At 61.2% G+C, this 16,805-nt stretch carries 15 protein-coding genes and 1 tRNA gene; 12 read left to right on the top strand and 4 right to left on the bottom strand.

Translation table 11 applies throughout. From position 1 onward, the window contains the following. The first annotated feature begins 164 nt into the window (after positions 1-164). The 4 genes from PSH81_RS01590 (at position 165) to PSH81_RS01575 (ending at position 3,899) form a co-directional block, all read left to right on the top strand. Positions 165-2,387: an AsmA family protein gene (locus PSH81_RS01590; protein WP_226457621.1), complete on the top strand. Its 2,223-nt coding sequence runs from the start codon at positions 165-167 to the stop codon at positions 2,385-2,387. Then, complete coding sequence (gene mutY / locus PSH81_RS01585; RefSeq protein WP_192298416.1) at positions 2,384-3,451, top strand: A/G-specific adenine glycosylase; 1,068 nt, start codon at positions 2,384-2,386, stop codon at positions 3,449-3,451. Before PSH81_RS01590 ends, mutY begins: the two co-directional genes overlap by 4 nt. After that, a complete protein-coding gene (locus PSH81_RS01580) occupies positions 3,448-3,720 on the top strand; it encodes an oxidative damage protection protein (protein ID WP_192298417.1) in 273 nt (90 codons plus the stop codon). Before mutY ends, PSH81_RS01580 begins: the two co-directional genes overlap by 4 nt. 103 nt (positions 3,721-3,823) lie before the next feature. Beyond that, positions 3,824-3,899, top strand: a tRNA-Phe gene (locus tag PSH81_RS01575). Positions 3,900-4,031: 132 nt separating this feature from the next. Here PSH81_RS01575 and PSH81_RS01570 read toward each other — a convergent pair. After that, the gene (locus PSH81_RS01570) at positions 4,032-5,630 is read right to left on the bottom strand and encodes a glycosyltransferase family 39 protein (protein ID WP_305391899.1); all 1,599 of its coding nucleotides are present in this window, start codon (positions 5,628-5,630) and stop codon (positions 4,032-4,034) included. A gap of 77 nt (positions 5,631-5,707) precedes the next feature. Further along, a complete protein-coding gene (locus PSH81_RS01565) occupies positions 5,708-6,673 on the bottom strand; it encodes an arsenic resistance protein (RefSeq protein ID WP_305391898.1) in 966 nt (321 codons plus the stop codon). A 303-nt stretch (positions 6,674-6,976) separates the two neighbouring features. On the opposite strand from PSH81_RS01565, the gene PSH81_RS01560 reads away from it, so the two are divergent. Next, positions 6,977-7,942 (top strand): alpha/beta fold hydrolase, encoded by a 966-nt coding sequence (locus PSH81_RS01560; protein ID WP_305391897.1) that lies wholly within the window; start codon positions 6,977-6,979, stop codon positions 7,940-7,942. Positions 7,943-7,961: 19 nt separating this feature from the next. Further along, a complete protein-coding gene (locus PSH81_RS01555) occupies positions 7,962-8,375 on the top strand; it encodes a hypothetical protein (protein WP_305391896.1) in 414 nt (137 codons plus the stop codon). Between the two features lie 93 nt (positions 8,376-8,468). Here the strand turns inward: PSH81_RS01555 and gabP are convergent, their stop codons facing one another. Then, on the bottom strand, positions 8,469-9,860 hold the full coding sequence (gabP, locus tag PSH81_RS01550) for a GABA permease (protein ID WP_305391895.1): 1,392 nt from the start codon (positions 9,858-9,860) through the stop codon (positions 8,469-8,471). A 553-nt stretch (positions 9,861-10,413) separates the two neighbouring features. On the opposite strand from gabP, the gene PSH81_RS01545 reads away from it, so the two are divergent. The 5 genes from PSH81_RS01545 to PSH81_RS01525 all read left to right on the top strand — a co-directional run bounded on the left by PSH81_RS01545 (position 10,414) and on the right by PSH81_RS01525 (position 14,617). Continuing rightward, positions 10,414-11,187, top strand: coding sequence for an ABC transporter ATP-binding protein (locus tag PSH81_RS01545; RefSeq protein ID WP_010213906.1), 774 nt, complete (start codon positions 10,414-10,416; stop codon positions 11,185-11,187). A gap of 13 nt (positions 11,188-11,200) precedes the next feature. Next, entirely contained in the window at positions 11,201-11,953 is a 753-nt protein-coding gene (locus tag PSH81_RS01540; RefSeq protein WP_226457615.1) for an ABC transporter substrate-binding protein, read from the top strand. Positions 11,954-12,025: 72 nt separating this feature from the next. Next, positions 12,026-12,721, top strand: a complete 696-nt coding sequence (locus tag PSH81_RS01535; protein WP_017738340.1) for an ABC transporter permease — start codon at positions 12,026-12,028, stop codon at positions 12,719-12,721. Positions 12,722-12,759: 38 nt separating this feature from the next. Continuing rightward, complete coding sequence (locus PSH81_RS01530; RefSeq protein WP_026013808.1) at positions 12,760-13,449, top strand: ABC transporter permease; 690 nt, start codon at positions 12,760-12,762, stop codon at positions 13,447-13,449. Continuing rightward, entirely contained in the window at positions 13,430-14,617 is a 1,188-nt protein-coding gene (locus tag PSH81_RS01525) for a methyltransferase (protein WP_305391894.1), read from the top strand. Before PSH81_RS01530 ends, PSH81_RS01525 begins: the two co-directional genes overlap by 20 nt. 241 nt (positions 14,618-14,858) lie before the next feature. Here PSH81_RS01525 and bcsQ read toward each other — a convergent pair whose 3' ends face one another. Next, entirely contained in the window at positions 14,859-15,818 is a 960-nt protein-coding gene (gene bcsQ, locus PSH81_RS01520) for a cellulose biosynthesis protein BcsQ (protein WP_305391893.1), read from the bottom strand. A 269-nt stretch (positions 15,819-16,087) separates the two neighbouring features. Here bcsQ and lapG point away from each other — a divergent pair, with 269 nt between their 5' ends. Further along, a complete protein-coding gene (lapG, locus tag PSH81_RS01515) occupies positions 16,088-16,804 on the top strand; it encodes a cysteine protease LapG (protein ID WP_305392746.1) in 717 nt (238 codons plus the stop codon). Position 16,805: the final 1 nt, after the last annotated feature.

Raw genomic sequence — 16,805 nt, 5'->3', positions numbered from 1 at the left:
AAAAACCAAACTGACATCACCTTTTTCGGGTTATCTGTTTTATTTGACGCCAAAATCCCGTTTTGCTGGGCGTGGATACAATGTAACGATCGGCGAACTGACGTACGGTTACCGGCGGTATACTCTTCGGCTAAATTTTAATCTCGACATACAAGGACTCGCCCATGAAAGCGTTCGGCAAAATCCTGGGTCTGGTACTTCTCGGGCTGTTGCTGATCATTGTGGCGCTGGGCTTTGCCCTGACCCACCTCTTCGATCCCAACGACTATAAAGACGAGATCCGCCAGATTGCCCGCGACAAGGCCCACATCGAGCTGACGCTCAATGGCGACATCGGCTGGAGCCTGTTCCCCTGGCTCGGCCTTGAGCTGCACGAAGCCAGCGTGGCGACCCTGACCACTCCGACACAACCGTTCGCCGACCTGCAAATGCTCGGCCTGTCGGTGCGCGTGCTGCCGCTGCTGCGCCGCGAAGTGCAGATGAGCGATGTGCGCGTCGAAGGCCTGAACCTGCGCCTCAACCGCGACAAGCAGGGCCACGGCAACTGGGAAGACATCGGCAAGACCGTACCGGTCGCCAGCACCGAAGCGCCTGCCACTGCGCCCGCGCCTGCCGAGCCGGCTGCCGAGGCCAAGCCGGAGAAGCCGCCGCAGCCGATCCGCCTGGACATCGACAGCCTGACCATCAACAACGCCCGCGTGGAATACAACGACGAGCAGACCGGCAAGCAATTCAGTGCTGAAAGTATCCAGCTAAGCGCCGGTGCGATTCACGATGGCGCGAGCATTCCGGTGAAGCTCACCGCATTCTTCGGCAGCAACCAGCCAGTGATGCGCGTCAAGACCGAGCTCAATGGCAACCTGCGCATCCAACGTGCGCTCAAGCGCTACCAGTTCGAAGACATGCGCCTGAGCGGCGAGGCCACCGGCGAGCCGCTGCAAGGCAAGACCGTGACGTTCTCCACCCAAGGGCAGATTTTGGTGGACTTGGCGGCGAACATCGCCGAATGGACCAACTTGAAACTGTCGGCCAACCAATTGCGCGCCCTGGGCGAGCTGAAGGTCAACGACCTGGACAAGACAGCCCAACTGAACGGCGCCCTGTCCATCGCCCAATTTGACCTGGCCAAGTTTCTCGACAGCGTGGGCAACCCATTGCCAGCGATGGCCGAGGGCAGCCTGAGCAAGGTCGAGCTGGTCAGCCGCCTGGCGGGTACGCCCACCAGCGTGGTCCTCGACGACCTGAACCTGAAGGTCGATGGCAGCACCTTCACCGGGCGCATTGCCGTGGAAGACTTCGCCAAGCAATCGCTGCGGGTCCAGCTCAAGGGCGATACGTTCAACGTCGACAATTACCTGCCGGCCAAGTCCGAAGCCGCCAAAGGCGCAACCGCCGCACGCCAGGCCGAAGTGCAGAACAGCGAAGCCGGGGCCATGGCCGCCGGTGGTACCACGCCGCTGCCGGACGCACCCACCAAAGGCGCCTGGAGTACCGACAAGCTGCTGCCCGTGGCACGCCTGCGCGCGCTGGACGTGAATGCCGACCTGGCCTTCGGCCAATTGACCTTGAGCAAGCTGCCGATCCAGAACGCGGTGCTCAAAGCCACCGGCATCGACGGCCAACTCAAGCTCAGCACCCTGAGCGGCAGCCTCTACAACGGCTCCTTCCAGGCAACCGGCAACCTTGACGTGCGCCAGGATATTCCTGTGTTGGCGCTGCAAAGCCAGATCAGGCAAGTGCCGGTCGAGCGCATCCTGCAAGCCCAGGGGCAAACGCCGCCGGTGAAGGGCCAGGTCACCCTCGACAGCAACCTCAGCGGCCGCGGCAACAGCCAGAAAGCCCTGATCGACAGCCTCAACGGCACCGCCAGCTTTGTGATCAACAACGGCGTGCTGCTCAACGCCAACCTCGAACAACAGCTGTGCACCGGCATCGCCCTGCTCAACCGCAAGACCCTGAGCAGCGCACCGCAAGGCAAGGACACGCCGTTCCAGGAACTGCGTGGCAACCTGACCTTCCGTAACGGCGTCGCCAGCAACCCGGACCTGAAAGTGCGCATCCCGGGCCTGACGGTCAACGGCAACGGTGACATCGACCTGCGCGTGCTGGGCATGGACTACCGCGTGGGCATCCTCGTCGAAGGCGACCAGCGCGAAGTACCGGACCCGGCCTGCCAGGTGGGCGCCAACTTCCAGGGGATCGAAGTGCCGCTGCGCTGCCGTGGCCCGCTGGAACTCGGCGCCAAGGCTTGCCGCCTGGACAAGGACGGCCTCGGCCAGGTCGCTATCAAGGCCGCCGGCAACAAGCTCAGCGACAAACTTGAAGAGAAGCTCGACAAGGTCAACCCGCAGCTCAAAGACGCGCTCAAAGGTCTGTTCAAACGATGAGAAACGAGCAGTTTTCAACGGCGGTGCTGGATTGGTACGACCGCCACGGTCGCCACGACCTGCCCTGGCAACAGGGCATCACGCCTTATCGGGTGTGGGTCTCGGAGATCATGCTGCAACAGACCCAGGTCAGCACCGTGCTGAATTATTTCGACCGTTTCATGGCCTCGCTGCCGACGGTCGAAGCCCTGGCCGCCGCACCGGAAGACGAGGTGCTGCATTTGTGGACCGGCCTGGGCTACTACACCCGCGCACGCAACCTGCAAAAGACCGCGAAGATTGTGGTGGCCGACTATGGCGGCGAGTTTCCCCGGGACGTGGAAAAACTCACCGAGCTGCCGGGCATCGGCCTGTCTACCGCCGGCGCAATCGCGAGCCTGAGCATGGGCCTGCGCGCACCGATCCTCGACGGCAACGTCAAGCGCGTGCTGGCACGCTTTACCGCGCAAGAGGGCTACCCGGGCGAACCCAAGGTCGCCAAGCAGCTGTGGGCCACGGCAGAGCGCTTCACACCCCATGATCGCGTCAACGCCTACACCCAGGCGATGATGGACATGGGCGCCACCCTCTGCACCCGCAGCAAACCCAGCTGCCTGCTGTGCCCGCTGGAAAAAGGCTGCGAAGCCCACATGCTCGGCCTGGAGACCCGCTACCCGATCCCCAAGCCGCGCAAGACCATCCCGCAGAAGCGCACGCTGATGCCGATGCTGGCGAACGCCGAGGGCGCGATCCTGCTTTACCGCCGCCCATCGACAGGGCTCTGGGGTGGGCTGTGGAGCTTGCCGGAACTGGACGACCTGCAAGACCTGGAACACCTCGCCCACCAGCACGCGCTCGAACTGGGCAAGCAACAGGAACTGCCGGGGCTGGTCCACACCTTCAGCCATTTCCAGCTGGCCATCGAACCCTGGCTGGTACGGGTCGAGGAATCCGCCCATCACGTGGCCGAGGCCGACTGGCTCTGGTATAACCTCGCCACCCCGCCGCGCCTGGGCCTTGCCGCCCCGGTCAAGAAACTGCTGAAGCGCGCGGCCGATGTTTTGAATGCAGGAGTGTCGTCATGACCCGCACCGTAATGTGCCGCAAGTACAAAGAAGAACTGCCAGGCCTGGAACGCCCTCCGTACCCAGGCGCCAAGGGCCAGGACATTTACGAGCATGTCTCTGCCAACGCCTGGGGCGACTGGTTGAAACACCAGACCCTGCTGATCAACGAAAAACGCCTGAACATGATGAACGCCGAAGACCGCAAGTACCTGGCAGGCGAGATGGACAAGTTCTTTTCCGGCGAGGATTACGCCAAGGCCGACGGCTACGTGCCACCTGCTCAATAATTGATCAAAAACCGGGGTCGGCACGTAAGCGACGGTAATAATTAAATATTTTTTGAAAACTTGCTTGACGACCCCCTGAAAAACCCGTTTAATGCGCCCCGTTGCCCAGATAGCTCAGTCGGTAGAGCAGGGGATTGAAAATCCCCGTGTCGGCGGTTCGATTCCGTCTCTGGGCACCACTAATTAGTTTTAGGTGGTGCGAACATCATCTGAAACACACAAAAAACCCGCCTAGTGCGGGTTTTTTGTTGCCCGGGATTTATTGAGCTGCATCGGAGCAACCTCTGTCGCCCCGAAGCCCGTCATCTCAATCACTCAAGCAAAAACACCATCAACGGATTGTCATTCAACCGCCCGCTGTACACCGGCGCCTGATGTTCCAGCGGCGTCCCCGCCAGCAGCTTGGTTTCCTTGCGTGCCACGATCACCCATGCCGGCTTTGGCAACGTAGCCAACCGCTCGACCTCGCTCCCCGCGACAAACAACGGCTGCTCATCATGATCCAGGTTCATCATGTAGCGCACCGCCCAGGTATCCCGGCCGAGATTGACAAACACCAACGGCCCCGGCTGCTTCACCCGTAGCGCTTCCACCTCGCCAACAAAGGTGCGGGTGTCGAATTGCAGATCCTTGGCCGGACCGATCACGGCCACCAGCAACAGCCATTGCGCCGCCAATGCGATCGCGCTGAGCCCCACCAGACGACGCCAGGCGATCACTGCCGCCACTTGCAGGACCAGCAGCGCGCCTATCAGCAGCGGCAACGAAACGTCCGGCCAATAACCGTGCTTCTGCCACCCATGCCGACAGACAAAGACTACAACCACGCACAACGCCGGTAGCGCCACGACAAGCCATTCGTAACACCTGCGCACGCCAACGAGCCAGCCTTGCGCCTGGAGCAGCCCATAGGCGGCGACAGCGGCAAACATCGGCACCATGGGCAGGATGTAATAAGCGCGCTTGAAGTGCGGCACCGATAGCCCGAGCAGGATCATCAAGCCGCAGGCGCCCAGGCGCACCACCATCTGCACGTCGTCATTCACAAACCGTTCAGACCAGCGATGGCGCAGCGCGATCAACGTTGCCAGCGCCAGCGGCACCACCGGGAAGTAGCGGTACACACTCAACTGGAAGTAGAAGTAGAACGGCTCGCCACTTTCATCGAGGCGCCCGCCGACCTGCATCTTGAACACTTCGTCGGCAAAGGCATCGCCACCGCTGATCCGCGCCAGCTTCACCAACAGCCACCAGCACGCCGCCAACAGCAGCACGCCAACCACACCATGGATCAGCACCTGCCTGACCCGCTGCCCGGGGCGGCTCAACGCCCAGTACACGCACACCACGCCACAGACTTCGATCAACCCCAGCGGCCCGCGAATCGCAAAGCCGAGGACGAACAGCGGGAACACGGCGAGTTGGCGCCAGCGCGATCCCAAGCGCTCACCCGTGTGCAACAGGTAGAAACTGCCGACACAGAGCAGCGACACCATCTGATCCAGGCACACCGAACGCGACTTATCGAGCAACTGCGCAGTGAGCAACGTCAGCAGCACCGTGAGCAGCGCCCATTGCCGGCTCGACGGCACCAGCAGGCGATAGATCAGGGCAACGGTGCCGGCAGACGCGAGGGCGGTGGGCAGGATATTTGCCAGGTGGTTGGGCGCACCAAACAGCCGGGCAAACACAAAACTGAAGAAGGTCGCGGTGCCGGGATAGTCCGCGTAGGGCTGACCGTAGGTGGTCGGGAAAAAACTCGCGCCGTGGCGAAAAATTTCCTGCAGGAACAACGCCCAGCGCCCGTCAAAACCCTGAGGCTGCTGATCCCAGATCCCCAGGGTAAACAGCAGAGAGGCGAGCAAGAAAATGCCCAGGGACTCCAGGCGAAAACGGTTGTGGTGATCCATCGGTTGACCCGTCAGGTAAAGAGTGCCGACTTATGGTGCCGGCCACCCTGCTGAATAGCGCCTGAACAGACTCACATTTACCGACGCACGGGCCATACCAACGCCGGGATCAGACGCACATAGATCAATTCACCGACCAACTCGATCAGGGTTTGCAGGATCACCGCCGTCGCCGCCAACCCGCGTACACCCTCGGGCAGGGCCAGCGCCAAGGGCAACACCACCAACGAGTTGCGTGTCGATGCGCTGAACGTCACCGCACGCGCCGTCAACGCCGGCAACGCACAGACACGCGCCGCCAAAGCGCCCATCAGCGGCGCCAGCAACAGGAAGCCCAGGTAGACCGGAATCACCGGCAGCAACAGGCTGAAATCACGCACCACCGCAGTGATCTGCGAGGCGATCACCACGAACAACACCAGCGCCATGGCCGGCACCGGCAACCAGGCCCAGGCGTTGTTCCACGCATTGATAACGGTCGAGCTGCGCGCCAGCGCCGTGGTGCCCACCGCCAACACCATCGGCACCACAATCAACATCAGGAACGCCTCGACGAAAGGCCCCGCCTCGACCACCACCCCAGACTGCGGCCCCAGCATCAACCCCAGGTACACCGGCAACAGCGCCAACTGCACCAGCAACAACACCGGCGTCGCCGCCAGCATCAGCCGCGAGTCGCCCTTACCCATATGGGTAAACACCACCACGTAATCGATGCACGGCGTCAGCAACACCAGCAACGCACCCAGCAATAGCGCCGGGTGCGCGACCAAGCCACGGGTCAACGCCCACACCAGCAACGGCACCAGGATGAAATTGACCAGCAGCAAAGCCGACAGGAAGCGTTTGTTGCCCCAGCCCTGGCGCAGCTTCAGAAACGGGATTTGCAGGAACATCGCGTACATCAGCACGGCGATGGCAGGTGTGACCAGTGCGCCAAGGCCATTGGCCGATGAGGGCGCGAGCAGGCCGAAGGTGGCTGCCAGGAGGACCGTGATGAAGTAGAGGGGGATCTGATGGTGTTCGAGGGTGTCGCGGGTCATGAAAGCGCCCTGGCTGATCGCAAAGGCAACAAGCCTATGGATCTATTGGCAAAACGGTCGTAGCTGGCAGCCGGCTCTTCTGTTTCAAACTCTGAAACGATGGGAGAAAGTGGGATGCTCATAAGAGACCTCCAAAGTGGGTGCCTGCCAGTCTAATCGGACCATGATCGGGTGTCGTTCCTCTAGGATATATGGCTCTATCAGTGAGCGCCGAGATTAGTGGGGCCGCCGAATGGCACACACGTACTGGCAAGCTGGCCAACTGTTACTAAAAAAATAAAAACCGACATAGGCAGAAAACCAATGAACTTGAATGACGCCTCTTCGCGAATACCACTCGCAACACGCAACCCAGGTCAAAGCACGCCCTTCAAGGAACCCGCTGCCGACAACCACCTCATCGGCGGCTTCACCTGGCGCCATCTGCGCACCGACTTCGGCCGCCCCGTCGTCATCATCAACGCCGCCACGTCCCTGCGCTGCCGCTATTACTCGCGTTTCGCCGACTACCTGTTTGCCAACGGCCTCGACGTCATCACCTACGACTACCGTGGCATCGGCGAATCCCGCCACGGCTCGCTAAAGGGCTTCAAAGCCTCGTGGTCGGACTGGGGCGTGCTGGATTTCGAAGCGATCTTGCAGCGCGCGCAACGGGAGTTTCCAGGCCAGCCGATCGACGTCGTCGGCCACAGCTTCGGCGGCTGTGCGGCGGGGCTGGGAGCCTCAGGCGCGGCGATCCGCCGGATTGTTACCGTGGGCGCCCAATTTGCGTACTGGCGCGACTACGCAGCGAGTGAACGCTGGAAGATGTTTGCCAAATGGCATGTGGCAATGCCGCTGATGACCGCGCTGTGCGGATATTTCCCCGGCAAGCGCCTGGGCTGGATGGAGGACACGCCGGCAGGCGTGGTACGCGACTGGAGCACCCCCACACCCCGCTACGAAACACGCCCCAGCGGGCGCGGCTTGCGTGAGTTGCCCTTCAGCCAGGTGCAAGCGCAGATACTGGCCATCAGCATCACCGATGACCCATTCGGGACCGTAGCAGCCATCGAGCGGTTACTGGGTTACTTCGACAACAGCGAACGCACCCATCTGCGGATAGCGCCTGAGGACATCGGCGAGAAACAGGTCGGGCATTTCGCATTTTTCCGTAGCGAGTATCAGGACCGCTTGTGGCCGATTGCACTGGCTTGGCTGCAAAACGGCCAATTAGCAGCGGATACCCTTGGGATTTCCCGCAACCTGCGCTTCAATAGCCCACTCTGAACCCTAGGACGTCACACCCATGGCCTCGCCAAACAAGCAGCAAAAACGCGCCCACCGGGCAAAGGCCAAGGCCAAGCAGAACCGCACCCAACGCGCCGTTGCGAGCAAGCCGGACGCCTTTGCCGGCGATGACAGCCGCATTGACCTTGAGTCGGTGGATTTGACCGAGCTGTTCGTAGAGATGCGCACCGCGGGAGAAATCAACCAGCAGGCATTGTGCGCCGCGTTCCTGTCGCACCCGCTGCTGGCGGTCGTGCTGGAACAGGAAGGCGAAGAAGAAGCCACCGACTTTATCCTCGCGGCACTGATCGAATATCGCCAATGGGCCACAGATAGCGATGATGAAGCGGCCGCCTTGGCGTGGATCGAATCGCCGCAGTTCCAGGCGGATTACGTGGCGGCGTCCCAGGCACTGGCCAACTCAGCAGACTGACGTAAAACCAATTGTGGGAGCGGCAAGTCGAATCGTCGCACCGCCGCTCCCACATTTGAACTGCGGCGCAATCAAGCACCGCACTCAATCACATCAATTGAGTACCGCAGCACCCACTTTCTGCGCCTTGCGACGGCTCGATACCATCAACCCCGCCGCCACCACCAGCAAGCTCAGCACGCCAGTCGCAATGATCTCGACCCGGTGCGCTTCCTGGAACAGCATGATGGTCAACGTACCGACGATGAACACCATCACCGCGTAGGTCAGGCCCGGGAACAACCACATCTTGAAGACAATCTTCTCACCCGCCGCCGTACGCTTCTGGCGCATGCGCAATTGCGACACCGCGATCACCAGGTACACCAGCAGCGCGATCGCGCCGGAGCTGGCCAGCAGGAATTCGAACACCGCCGCCGGAGCGACATAGTTGGCAAACACCGCCAGGAACGCAGCGCCGGTAGACAGCATCACCGCCCAGTAAGGCGTGCCGCTGCTGTTGGTGCGCTTGGCCACGGCCGGTGCATCACCGCGACGACCCAGGGAGAACAGCATGCGCGACGCGGTATACAGGGCCGAGTTCAGGCAGCTGGTCACGGCAACCAGGACCACGATGTCAACGATCATCTTGGCGTTCGGGATGCCCATGCGTTCCAGCACGGTCTGGTAGGAACCTACGGCTGCCAGGGTCGGATCGTTCCATGGCACCAGGGACACCACGATGAAGATCGACAGCAGGTAGAACAAACCAATCCGCCAGATCACCGAGTTGGTAGCCTTGGTGATTTGCTGGCCAGGGTTCTTCGATTCAGCGGCAGCGATGGTAACGATCTCGGTACCCATGAAGGAGAACATGGTGGTCAGGATCGCGGCCAATACCGCGCCCATGCCGTTAGGCATGAAGCCTTGGGTGTCGAACAGGTGCGAAACACCGCTGACCTGACTGGTCGGCAGGAAGCCAAAAATTGCCGCCAGGCCGAGGATCACGAAGCCCACGATCGCGACCACCTTGATCAGCGCAAACCAGAACTCGAACTCGCCGTAGTTCTTCACGCTGAACAGGTTGGTCGCTGTCAGCAGCAAGGTGATGACCAAGGTAAACGCCCAGATCGCAATGTCCGGGAACCAGGCATGCAGGATGGTCGCGGCGGCGTTGGCTTCCAGTGGAATCACCAGCACCCAGAACCACCAGTACAGCCAACCGATGGTGAAGCCGGCCCAGTGACCGATGGCGCGGTCGGCGTAAGTCGAGAACGAACCGGTGTCCGGTGACGCCACGGCCATTTCGGCCAGCATGCGCATCACCAATACCACCAGCGTACCGGCGGCGGCATAAGCCAGCAGCACAGCAGGGCCGGCGGCAGCAATCGCGTGGCCGGAGCCAACAAACAAACCGGCACCAATAACGCCGGCAATCGACAGCATGGTGACGTGACGCGGTTTGAGCCCCTGTTCGAGGTCATTGGAGCTTTGCGTACTACTCATTGACACACCTTTGCGAGGAATTGCGAAAACGGTCCGCCCGGCCTGAGCTCTTTCTCGTGAAAAGAAACCAACAGGGCGTTCTTTATTTTTTACGCAATATTTGCGCCAAAATGTTACAAGCCCGCAATTGACGCGGGCTGTAGGACAATTCAACAGCCGTCGCAACTCATTGAGAACACTGAGATTCCGCTATAGCGTTACCGTGCGACTCACTTTTAAACGAACGCGCGCACCAAAAACACACACAAAAAGTACGTGACGCTCCATAACAGGGCTGATAAGCACCGTTTGCCCGATTGACCCTTCCAACACCCGGCCAAAGCTGGCACCATCGCGCCCTTTTTTACGCGAAGCCTGCGGGTTTTCCGGTTCAAACGGCTGTTCGGTTGTAGATGGCGCGACACGCCGCTGTGCCGATGCGACACCCTGCCGCACACAGCCCGTCAACCGTCCGCAGCGTTGTTGGCTGCCATCCAGACGCTATGCTAGCTTGGCGCCTCGCCAGGAAGGCGGCCCAACAGCAAGCACGCAACGAACACAATGAGGACCGCACATGGCCGAGGCCACGCCCGCGCTTGAAATCCGCAACTTGCATAAACGCTATGGTGAGCTGGAGGTACTCAAAGGTATCTCGCTGACCGCTCGCGACGGCGACGTGATCTCGATCCTGGGTTCCTCCGGTTCCGGCAAGTCCACCTTCCTGCGCTGCATCAACCTGCTGGAAAACCCGCACCAGGGCCAGATCCTGGTGGCCGGCGAAGAGCTCAAGCTCAAGGCCGCGAAAAACGGCGAGCTGATGGCCGCCGACGGCAAGCAGATCAACCGCCTGCGCAGCGAAATCGGTTTTGTGTTTCAAAACTTTAACCTGTGGCCGCACATGAGCATCCTCGACAACATCATCGAGGCCCCGCGCCGTGTGCTCGGCCAGAGCAAAGCCGAAGCCATCGAAGTGGCCGAAGCGCTGCTGGCCAAGGTCGGCATCGCCGACAAACGCCACGCCTACCCTGCGCAACTGTCCGGCGGCCAGCAACAACGGGCGGCCATCGCGCGCACCCTGGCGATGCAACCTAAAGTCATCCTGTTCGACGAGCCCACATCCGCCCTTGACCCGGAAATGGTCCAGGAAGTACTTAATGTGATCCGCGCGCTGGCCGAGGAAGGCCGCACCATGCTGCTGGTCACCCATGAAATGGGCTTCGCCCGCCAGGTGTCCAGTGAAGTGGTGTTCCTGCACCAGGGCCTGGTCGAGGAGCAAGGATCGCCACAGCAGGTGTTTGAAAACCCGCTTTCGGCGCGCTGCAAACAATTCATGTCCAGCAACCGCTAACGGAGCAACATGCATGCAGAACTATAAAAAATTCCTTCTGGCCGCCGCCGTCTCGATGGCGTTCAGCGCCACGGCCATGGCAGAAACCTTGAAGATGGGGATCGAAGCGGCTTACCCGCCCTTCAACAATAAAGACGCCAGCGGCAACGTCGTGGGCTTCGACAAAGACATCGGCGACGCCCTGTGCGCCAAGATGAAAATCGAGAAGTGTGAAGTGTACGTGTCCGACTGGGACGGCATCATCCCGGCCCTGAACGCCAAGAAGTTCGACTTCCTGGTGTCCTCGCTGTCCATCACCGATGAACGCAAGCAGGCCGTCGACTTCACCGACCCGTACTACTCCAACAAGCTGCAGTTCATCGCGCCGAAAGCCACCAAAGACTTCAAGACCGACGCCGGTTACCTCAAAGGCAAGATCATCGGTGCACAACGCGCGACCCTGGCCGGTACGTACCTGGAAGACGAGCTGCCGGACACCACCTCCAAGCTCTACGACACCCAGGAAAACGCCTACCTCGACCTGATCTCGGGCCGCCTCGACGGCATCCTCGCCGACAAGTACGTGCAGTACGAATGGCTCAAGAGCAAAGACGGTTCCGCCTATGAGTTCAAAGGCGACCCGGTTGTGGAAAGCGACAAGATCGGCATCGCCGTCCGCAAGGGCGACCCACTGCGCGAGCGCCTGAACAAAGCCCTGGCAGAGATCAAGGCCGACGGCACCTACAAGAAAATCAACGACAAGTACTTCCCTTTCAGCATCGAATGATCTGAACGGTATGCCCGACGCGCTCACTAGAGCGCGTCGGCTTTTAGCAATGCCTTGCGATATGAAAACACCATGAATTTCGATCTCTACGGATTCGGCCCCGCGCTTGCCGCCGGCGCGCTGATGACCGTCAAACTGGCGCTCACGGCCCTGTGCCTGGGGCTGGTGCTCGGCCTGGCCGGCGCCTTGGCCAAGACGTCCCCGTACAAGCCGCTGCAGTGGCTTGGCGGCGCTTACTCGACCCTCGTGCGCGGCATTCCCGAACTGTTGTGGGTGCTGCTGATCTATTTCGGCACGGTCAACCTGATGCGTGCCCTGGGCGAGTTCTTCGGCAACCCCGACCTGTCCCTCAGCGCCTTTGCCGCCGGGGTGATCGCCCTGGGCCTGTGCTTTGGCGCCTACGCCACCGAAGTGTTCCGTGGCGCAATCCTCGCCATTCCCAAGGGCCACCGCGAAGCCGGCGTGGCACTGGGCCTGTCGAAGTTTCGGATCTTCACCCGCCTGATCATGCCGCAGATGTGGCGTATTGCCCTGCCGGGCCTGGGCAACCTGTTCATGATCCTGATGAAGGACACCGCGCTGGTCTCGGTGATCGGCCTTGAAGAAATCATGCGCCACGCGCAGATCGGCGTGACCGTGACCAAGCAGCCCTTCACCTTCTTCATGGTCGCGGCCTTCATGTACCTGGGCCTCACCGTCCTGGCGATGACCGCCATGCACTTCCTGGAAAAACGCGCCGCCCGCGGCTTTGCAAGGAGCACCCAATGAGCGGCGACTACAGCTGGCTGGCGCATTTCGACCTGGGCCTGAACTGGGCCGTGATCATCAAATGGCTGCCCAAACTGGCCCAGGGCGCAACCCTGACCCTGGAACTGGTGGCCATCGCCGTGATCGCCGGCCTGCTGCTGGCGATCCCGCTGGGCATCGCCCGTTCCTCGCGACGCTGGTACGTCAGCGCCCTGCCCTACGCCTACATTTTCTTCTTCCGTGGCACGCCGCTTCTGGTGCAGCTGTTCCTGGTCTACTACGGCCTGGCGCAGTTCGATGCGGTACGCGAGAGCTTCATGTGGCCGTACCTGCGCGATCCGTTCTGGTGTGCCACGGCCACCATGACCCTGCACACCGCCGCCTATATCGCCGAGATCCTGCGCGGTGCGATCCAGGCGATCCCGCCGGGCGAGATCGAAGCGGCACGCGCCCTGGGCATGTCCAAGCCCAAGACGCTGTTCTACATCATCCTGCCGCGCGCCTCGCGCATCGGCCTGCCGGCGTACAGCAACGAAGTAATCCTGATGCTCAAGGCCAGCGCCCTGGCCAGTACCGTGACCTTGCTGGAACTGACCGGCATGGCGCGCACGATCATCGCCCGCACCTACTTGCCGGTAGAGATCTTCTTCGCCGCCGGGCTGTTCTACCTGTTGATGGCCTACATCCTGGTGCGCGGTTTCAAACTGCTGGAACGCTGGCTGCGCGTCGATGCGTGCCAAGGACGTTGAAGCGCGCTTCGCGGCGCTCGATGCATTCCTGATCGAACACCAAGGGCTGTGGCGACCACGGCCCTTCACCCACCGGCAATTACCCTGGGAAGCCGAACACCCCGCGCTCTCCCAGTGGCTGCGCCAACGTTCGCTGGCTGACGCCGAAACCGCCCACAACCAGCCCCACGACCTGCCCGCCCCGGCCCCTTTTCCACAGCTTGCCGCCCAGGCTCTCGCGCTCAGCGCTGTGGATAACTTGCCGAGGGTGCCCCTTGAACCGGCTCATCCGCGCCTGCATGTCGACGTGCCCGGGCGCAAGTGGCAACAGATCGAAGCCTTCGGCGCGGCCCTGTCATTTGCGGCAACGCCAACGCACTGGCTGGACTGGTGCGCCGGCAAGGGCCACCTCGGCCGCCGCCTGCTGCACACCGGGCAACAATTGACCTGCCTGGAATATGACACGGCCTTGATCGCCGCCGGCCAGGCCTTGAGCGATCACCACGGCTTGCCCGTGACCCATCGCCTGCAAGACGTGATGGCCGACGTGCCGCTCAGCGCCGAACACACCCCCGTCGCCCTGCACGCTTGCGGCGACCTGCACGTACGCTTGCTGCAAGCCGCCAGCGCGGCTGGCTGCAAGCAACTGGCACTAGCGCCATGCTGCTACAACCGCATCAGCGCAGACCGCTATCAAGCCCTGTCGGGCCTGGGCCGCGCTTCGGCGTTGCAGCTGTCGATCGACGACCTTGGCCTGCCCCTCAGCGAAACCGTGACCGCCGGCGCCCGCGTGCGCCGCCAGCGCGACAGCTCAATGGCGCGGCGCCTGGGCTTCGACCGACTGCAACGTGAACTGCGCGGCTGCGACGACTACCTGCCCACGCCGTCATTGCCCAGCGCCTGGCTAGACAAACCCTTCGCCGACTATTGCCGGGAGCTGGCGACCCTCAAAGGGTTATCCACAGGCGCACAGGATTGGGCGGCACTGGAAGCCCACGGCTGGCAGCGCCTGGCCGAGGTCAGGAACCTGGAATTGCTGCGTGGTCTGTTTCGGCGCCCGCTGGAGCTGTGGCTGGTGCTGGATCGGGCACTGTTTCTCAGCGAAAACCGCTACCGGGTTGAAGTAGGCAGTTTCTGCGAACCGGCACTGACGCCGCGCAACTTGATGGTGCTTGCCGAGCGCAATTAAAGGGCAAAATTGTCGCAGCCCAGCCTGTGGATAACTCTGTTGATGAATTCTTTTCAGCGCCTGTCGCGGCCTACGCTGAAGGCAAAAAGCCACGCTGGTCATTTTTTGTGCACAGAATAAAAAGCACGCAAAACAGGCAGTTGCGACGTGTTGAGAACAGCTCCACAAAATCGTTGTTTACCCTCGACCGCAACCTACCGATTGTGCATAAGCATCTGGCGTCATGCGTCTAACAAGCGGTTCAGGGCGTGGTTTTCGGGCGGATCAGCAACTGACAAAGTTCATTGAGATCGTCGCTCGCCAGGCTCTGGCCCAGGTTATCCAGCGGGTCCGAACCAAAGGCCAGGGCTTCGCTGATGGACGGATCGCGGTGCACGACCTCCAACAGGCTGTCACCCAGACGCAGCTTGAAGGCTTCGAGCATGTCCAGGCTGAACGCCGAATGCTCGTCCAACTGGTTGATCACGAAGTGACAACGCGGCGGGAAATTGCGCGCCAGATAGGGCGCCAGCAACGCATCCATCTGATCCAAAGTACCCAGGCACGCGGCGTCCGGCTGGACCACGACCAGCACAATGTCGGCCACGTTCAACGCTTGATGCAGGTACACATTATTGCCGGCCGGGGTATCGACGATCACCGTGTGGCGCTCGCTCAAGCCCAGCACCGACAGGCGCTGCGCCAGCCACTTGGGTTCACGTGTGAGCCAGTGCTGCAGGTTGTCCTGCTGCTGGGGGTCGGTGTCACCAAAGGGCATCACCTCGCAACCGGCAAACCCGGTGTGCAGCACGTTCTGCCAGGGTCCGTTGACCAGGCTGGTGCGGCCGATGCCGGGCGATTCATGATCCACACCGAAGTGCTGGCGCAAGGCGTTCTGCGGGTCGAGGTCGAGTGCCACCACCGACTCCCCCAAACGCTGCAGGCCGCTGCTCAGGGCCGTGACCAGGGTACTGCGGCCGACGCCGCCGTTGACGGACACCACAGCGACCACGTTCGGGCGCGGTGCGGTTTCGTCAAAGGCCAGGGGTTGTTCGTGAGCAGATGGCGTGTTGGGGCTGAAACGTGAACCGTCTTTCACGTTCACGCGAGTGCCATCATCGAACGGAACGGTGCCGAAAAAGTGCAGCCGAGCATTGCGCCCTTTCGGGTCGCGGGACACGCTCTTGCCGAACAGGGCAAGCAGATCATCAGTGCGGCTCATGGCCGGAGCTCCTTCACGGCGCGAATAAAGACGTGGGAGGTCGGCAAGAAAACAAGGGGGCTTACCGCAGTCTTTTTGTAGGCGCTTTCGTTGAGACATTTTGTGACAGCGCTCGGCAAGTGTCATTATTTTGATGATATTCGCGCAAGCCTTTCAGACGAGCGGAAAATAGTCACTTTAATGACGCCTGGTTCGCGTAAATTCAGCCCCGTGATTCCACCGTGCCATTGTTTTTTACCCGCCAGCACCGCACCATTGCCGCACCTTCAATGCTGCAAGCTTGGATATTCGCAGTGGCGATACGCTTTAAATTCCCTCGGTTTCTCTACGGCCTTGCCATCACCCTGCTGCTGGGTGGCGGCCTGCTGGGCAATTTGCTTGCCGATTGGGATTTCAGCCAGATCAGCCGCCGCGCCGAGTCGCTTTACGGCCCATTGGGTGCCGGGCGTCAACGCATCGATGCCTGGCAACAATTACTCTCGACGCAAAAGCAGATCGGCGAGCTTGAGCAACTCAAAGTGGTCAACTTGTTCTTCAACCGCCAGTTGCACTACGAGGAAGACATCGACCTGTGGCACGAGATTGACTACTGGGCGACGCCCATTCAATCCCTGTGGAAAGGTGCCGGTGACTGTGAAGACTATGCCATCGCCAAATACTTCAGCCTGCGTAACCTCGGTATCCCCGCGCAAAAGCTGCGGATCACCTACGTTAAGGCCTTGCGCCAGAACCGCGCGCACATGGTGCTGACCTACTATGCCAGCCCCAACGCGATGCCACTGGTACTGGACAGCCTGATGGACCCGATCCTGCCCGCCAGCCAGCGTACGGACTTGTTGCCCGTCTACGCGTTCAACGGTGAAGGGTTGTGGCTGACAGGCGCTGCGGGCAACAAAAAAGTCGGTGACACCAAGCGCCTCTCGCGTTGGCAGGATGTCTTGAAGAAAATGACCGCCGAAGGGTTTCCGGCCAGTTCGGATAATTAAC

It is taken from the genome of Pseudomonas sp. FP2335 (assembly GCF_030687535.1).
In the GTDB taxonomy this organism is placed as follows: Bacteria; Pseudomonadota; Gammaproteobacteria; order Pseudomonadales; family Pseudomonadaceae; genus Aquipseudomonas.
Note: the sequence above shows the minus strand (reverse complement) of the source record. Positions and strands in the feature narration are given on the sequence as shown.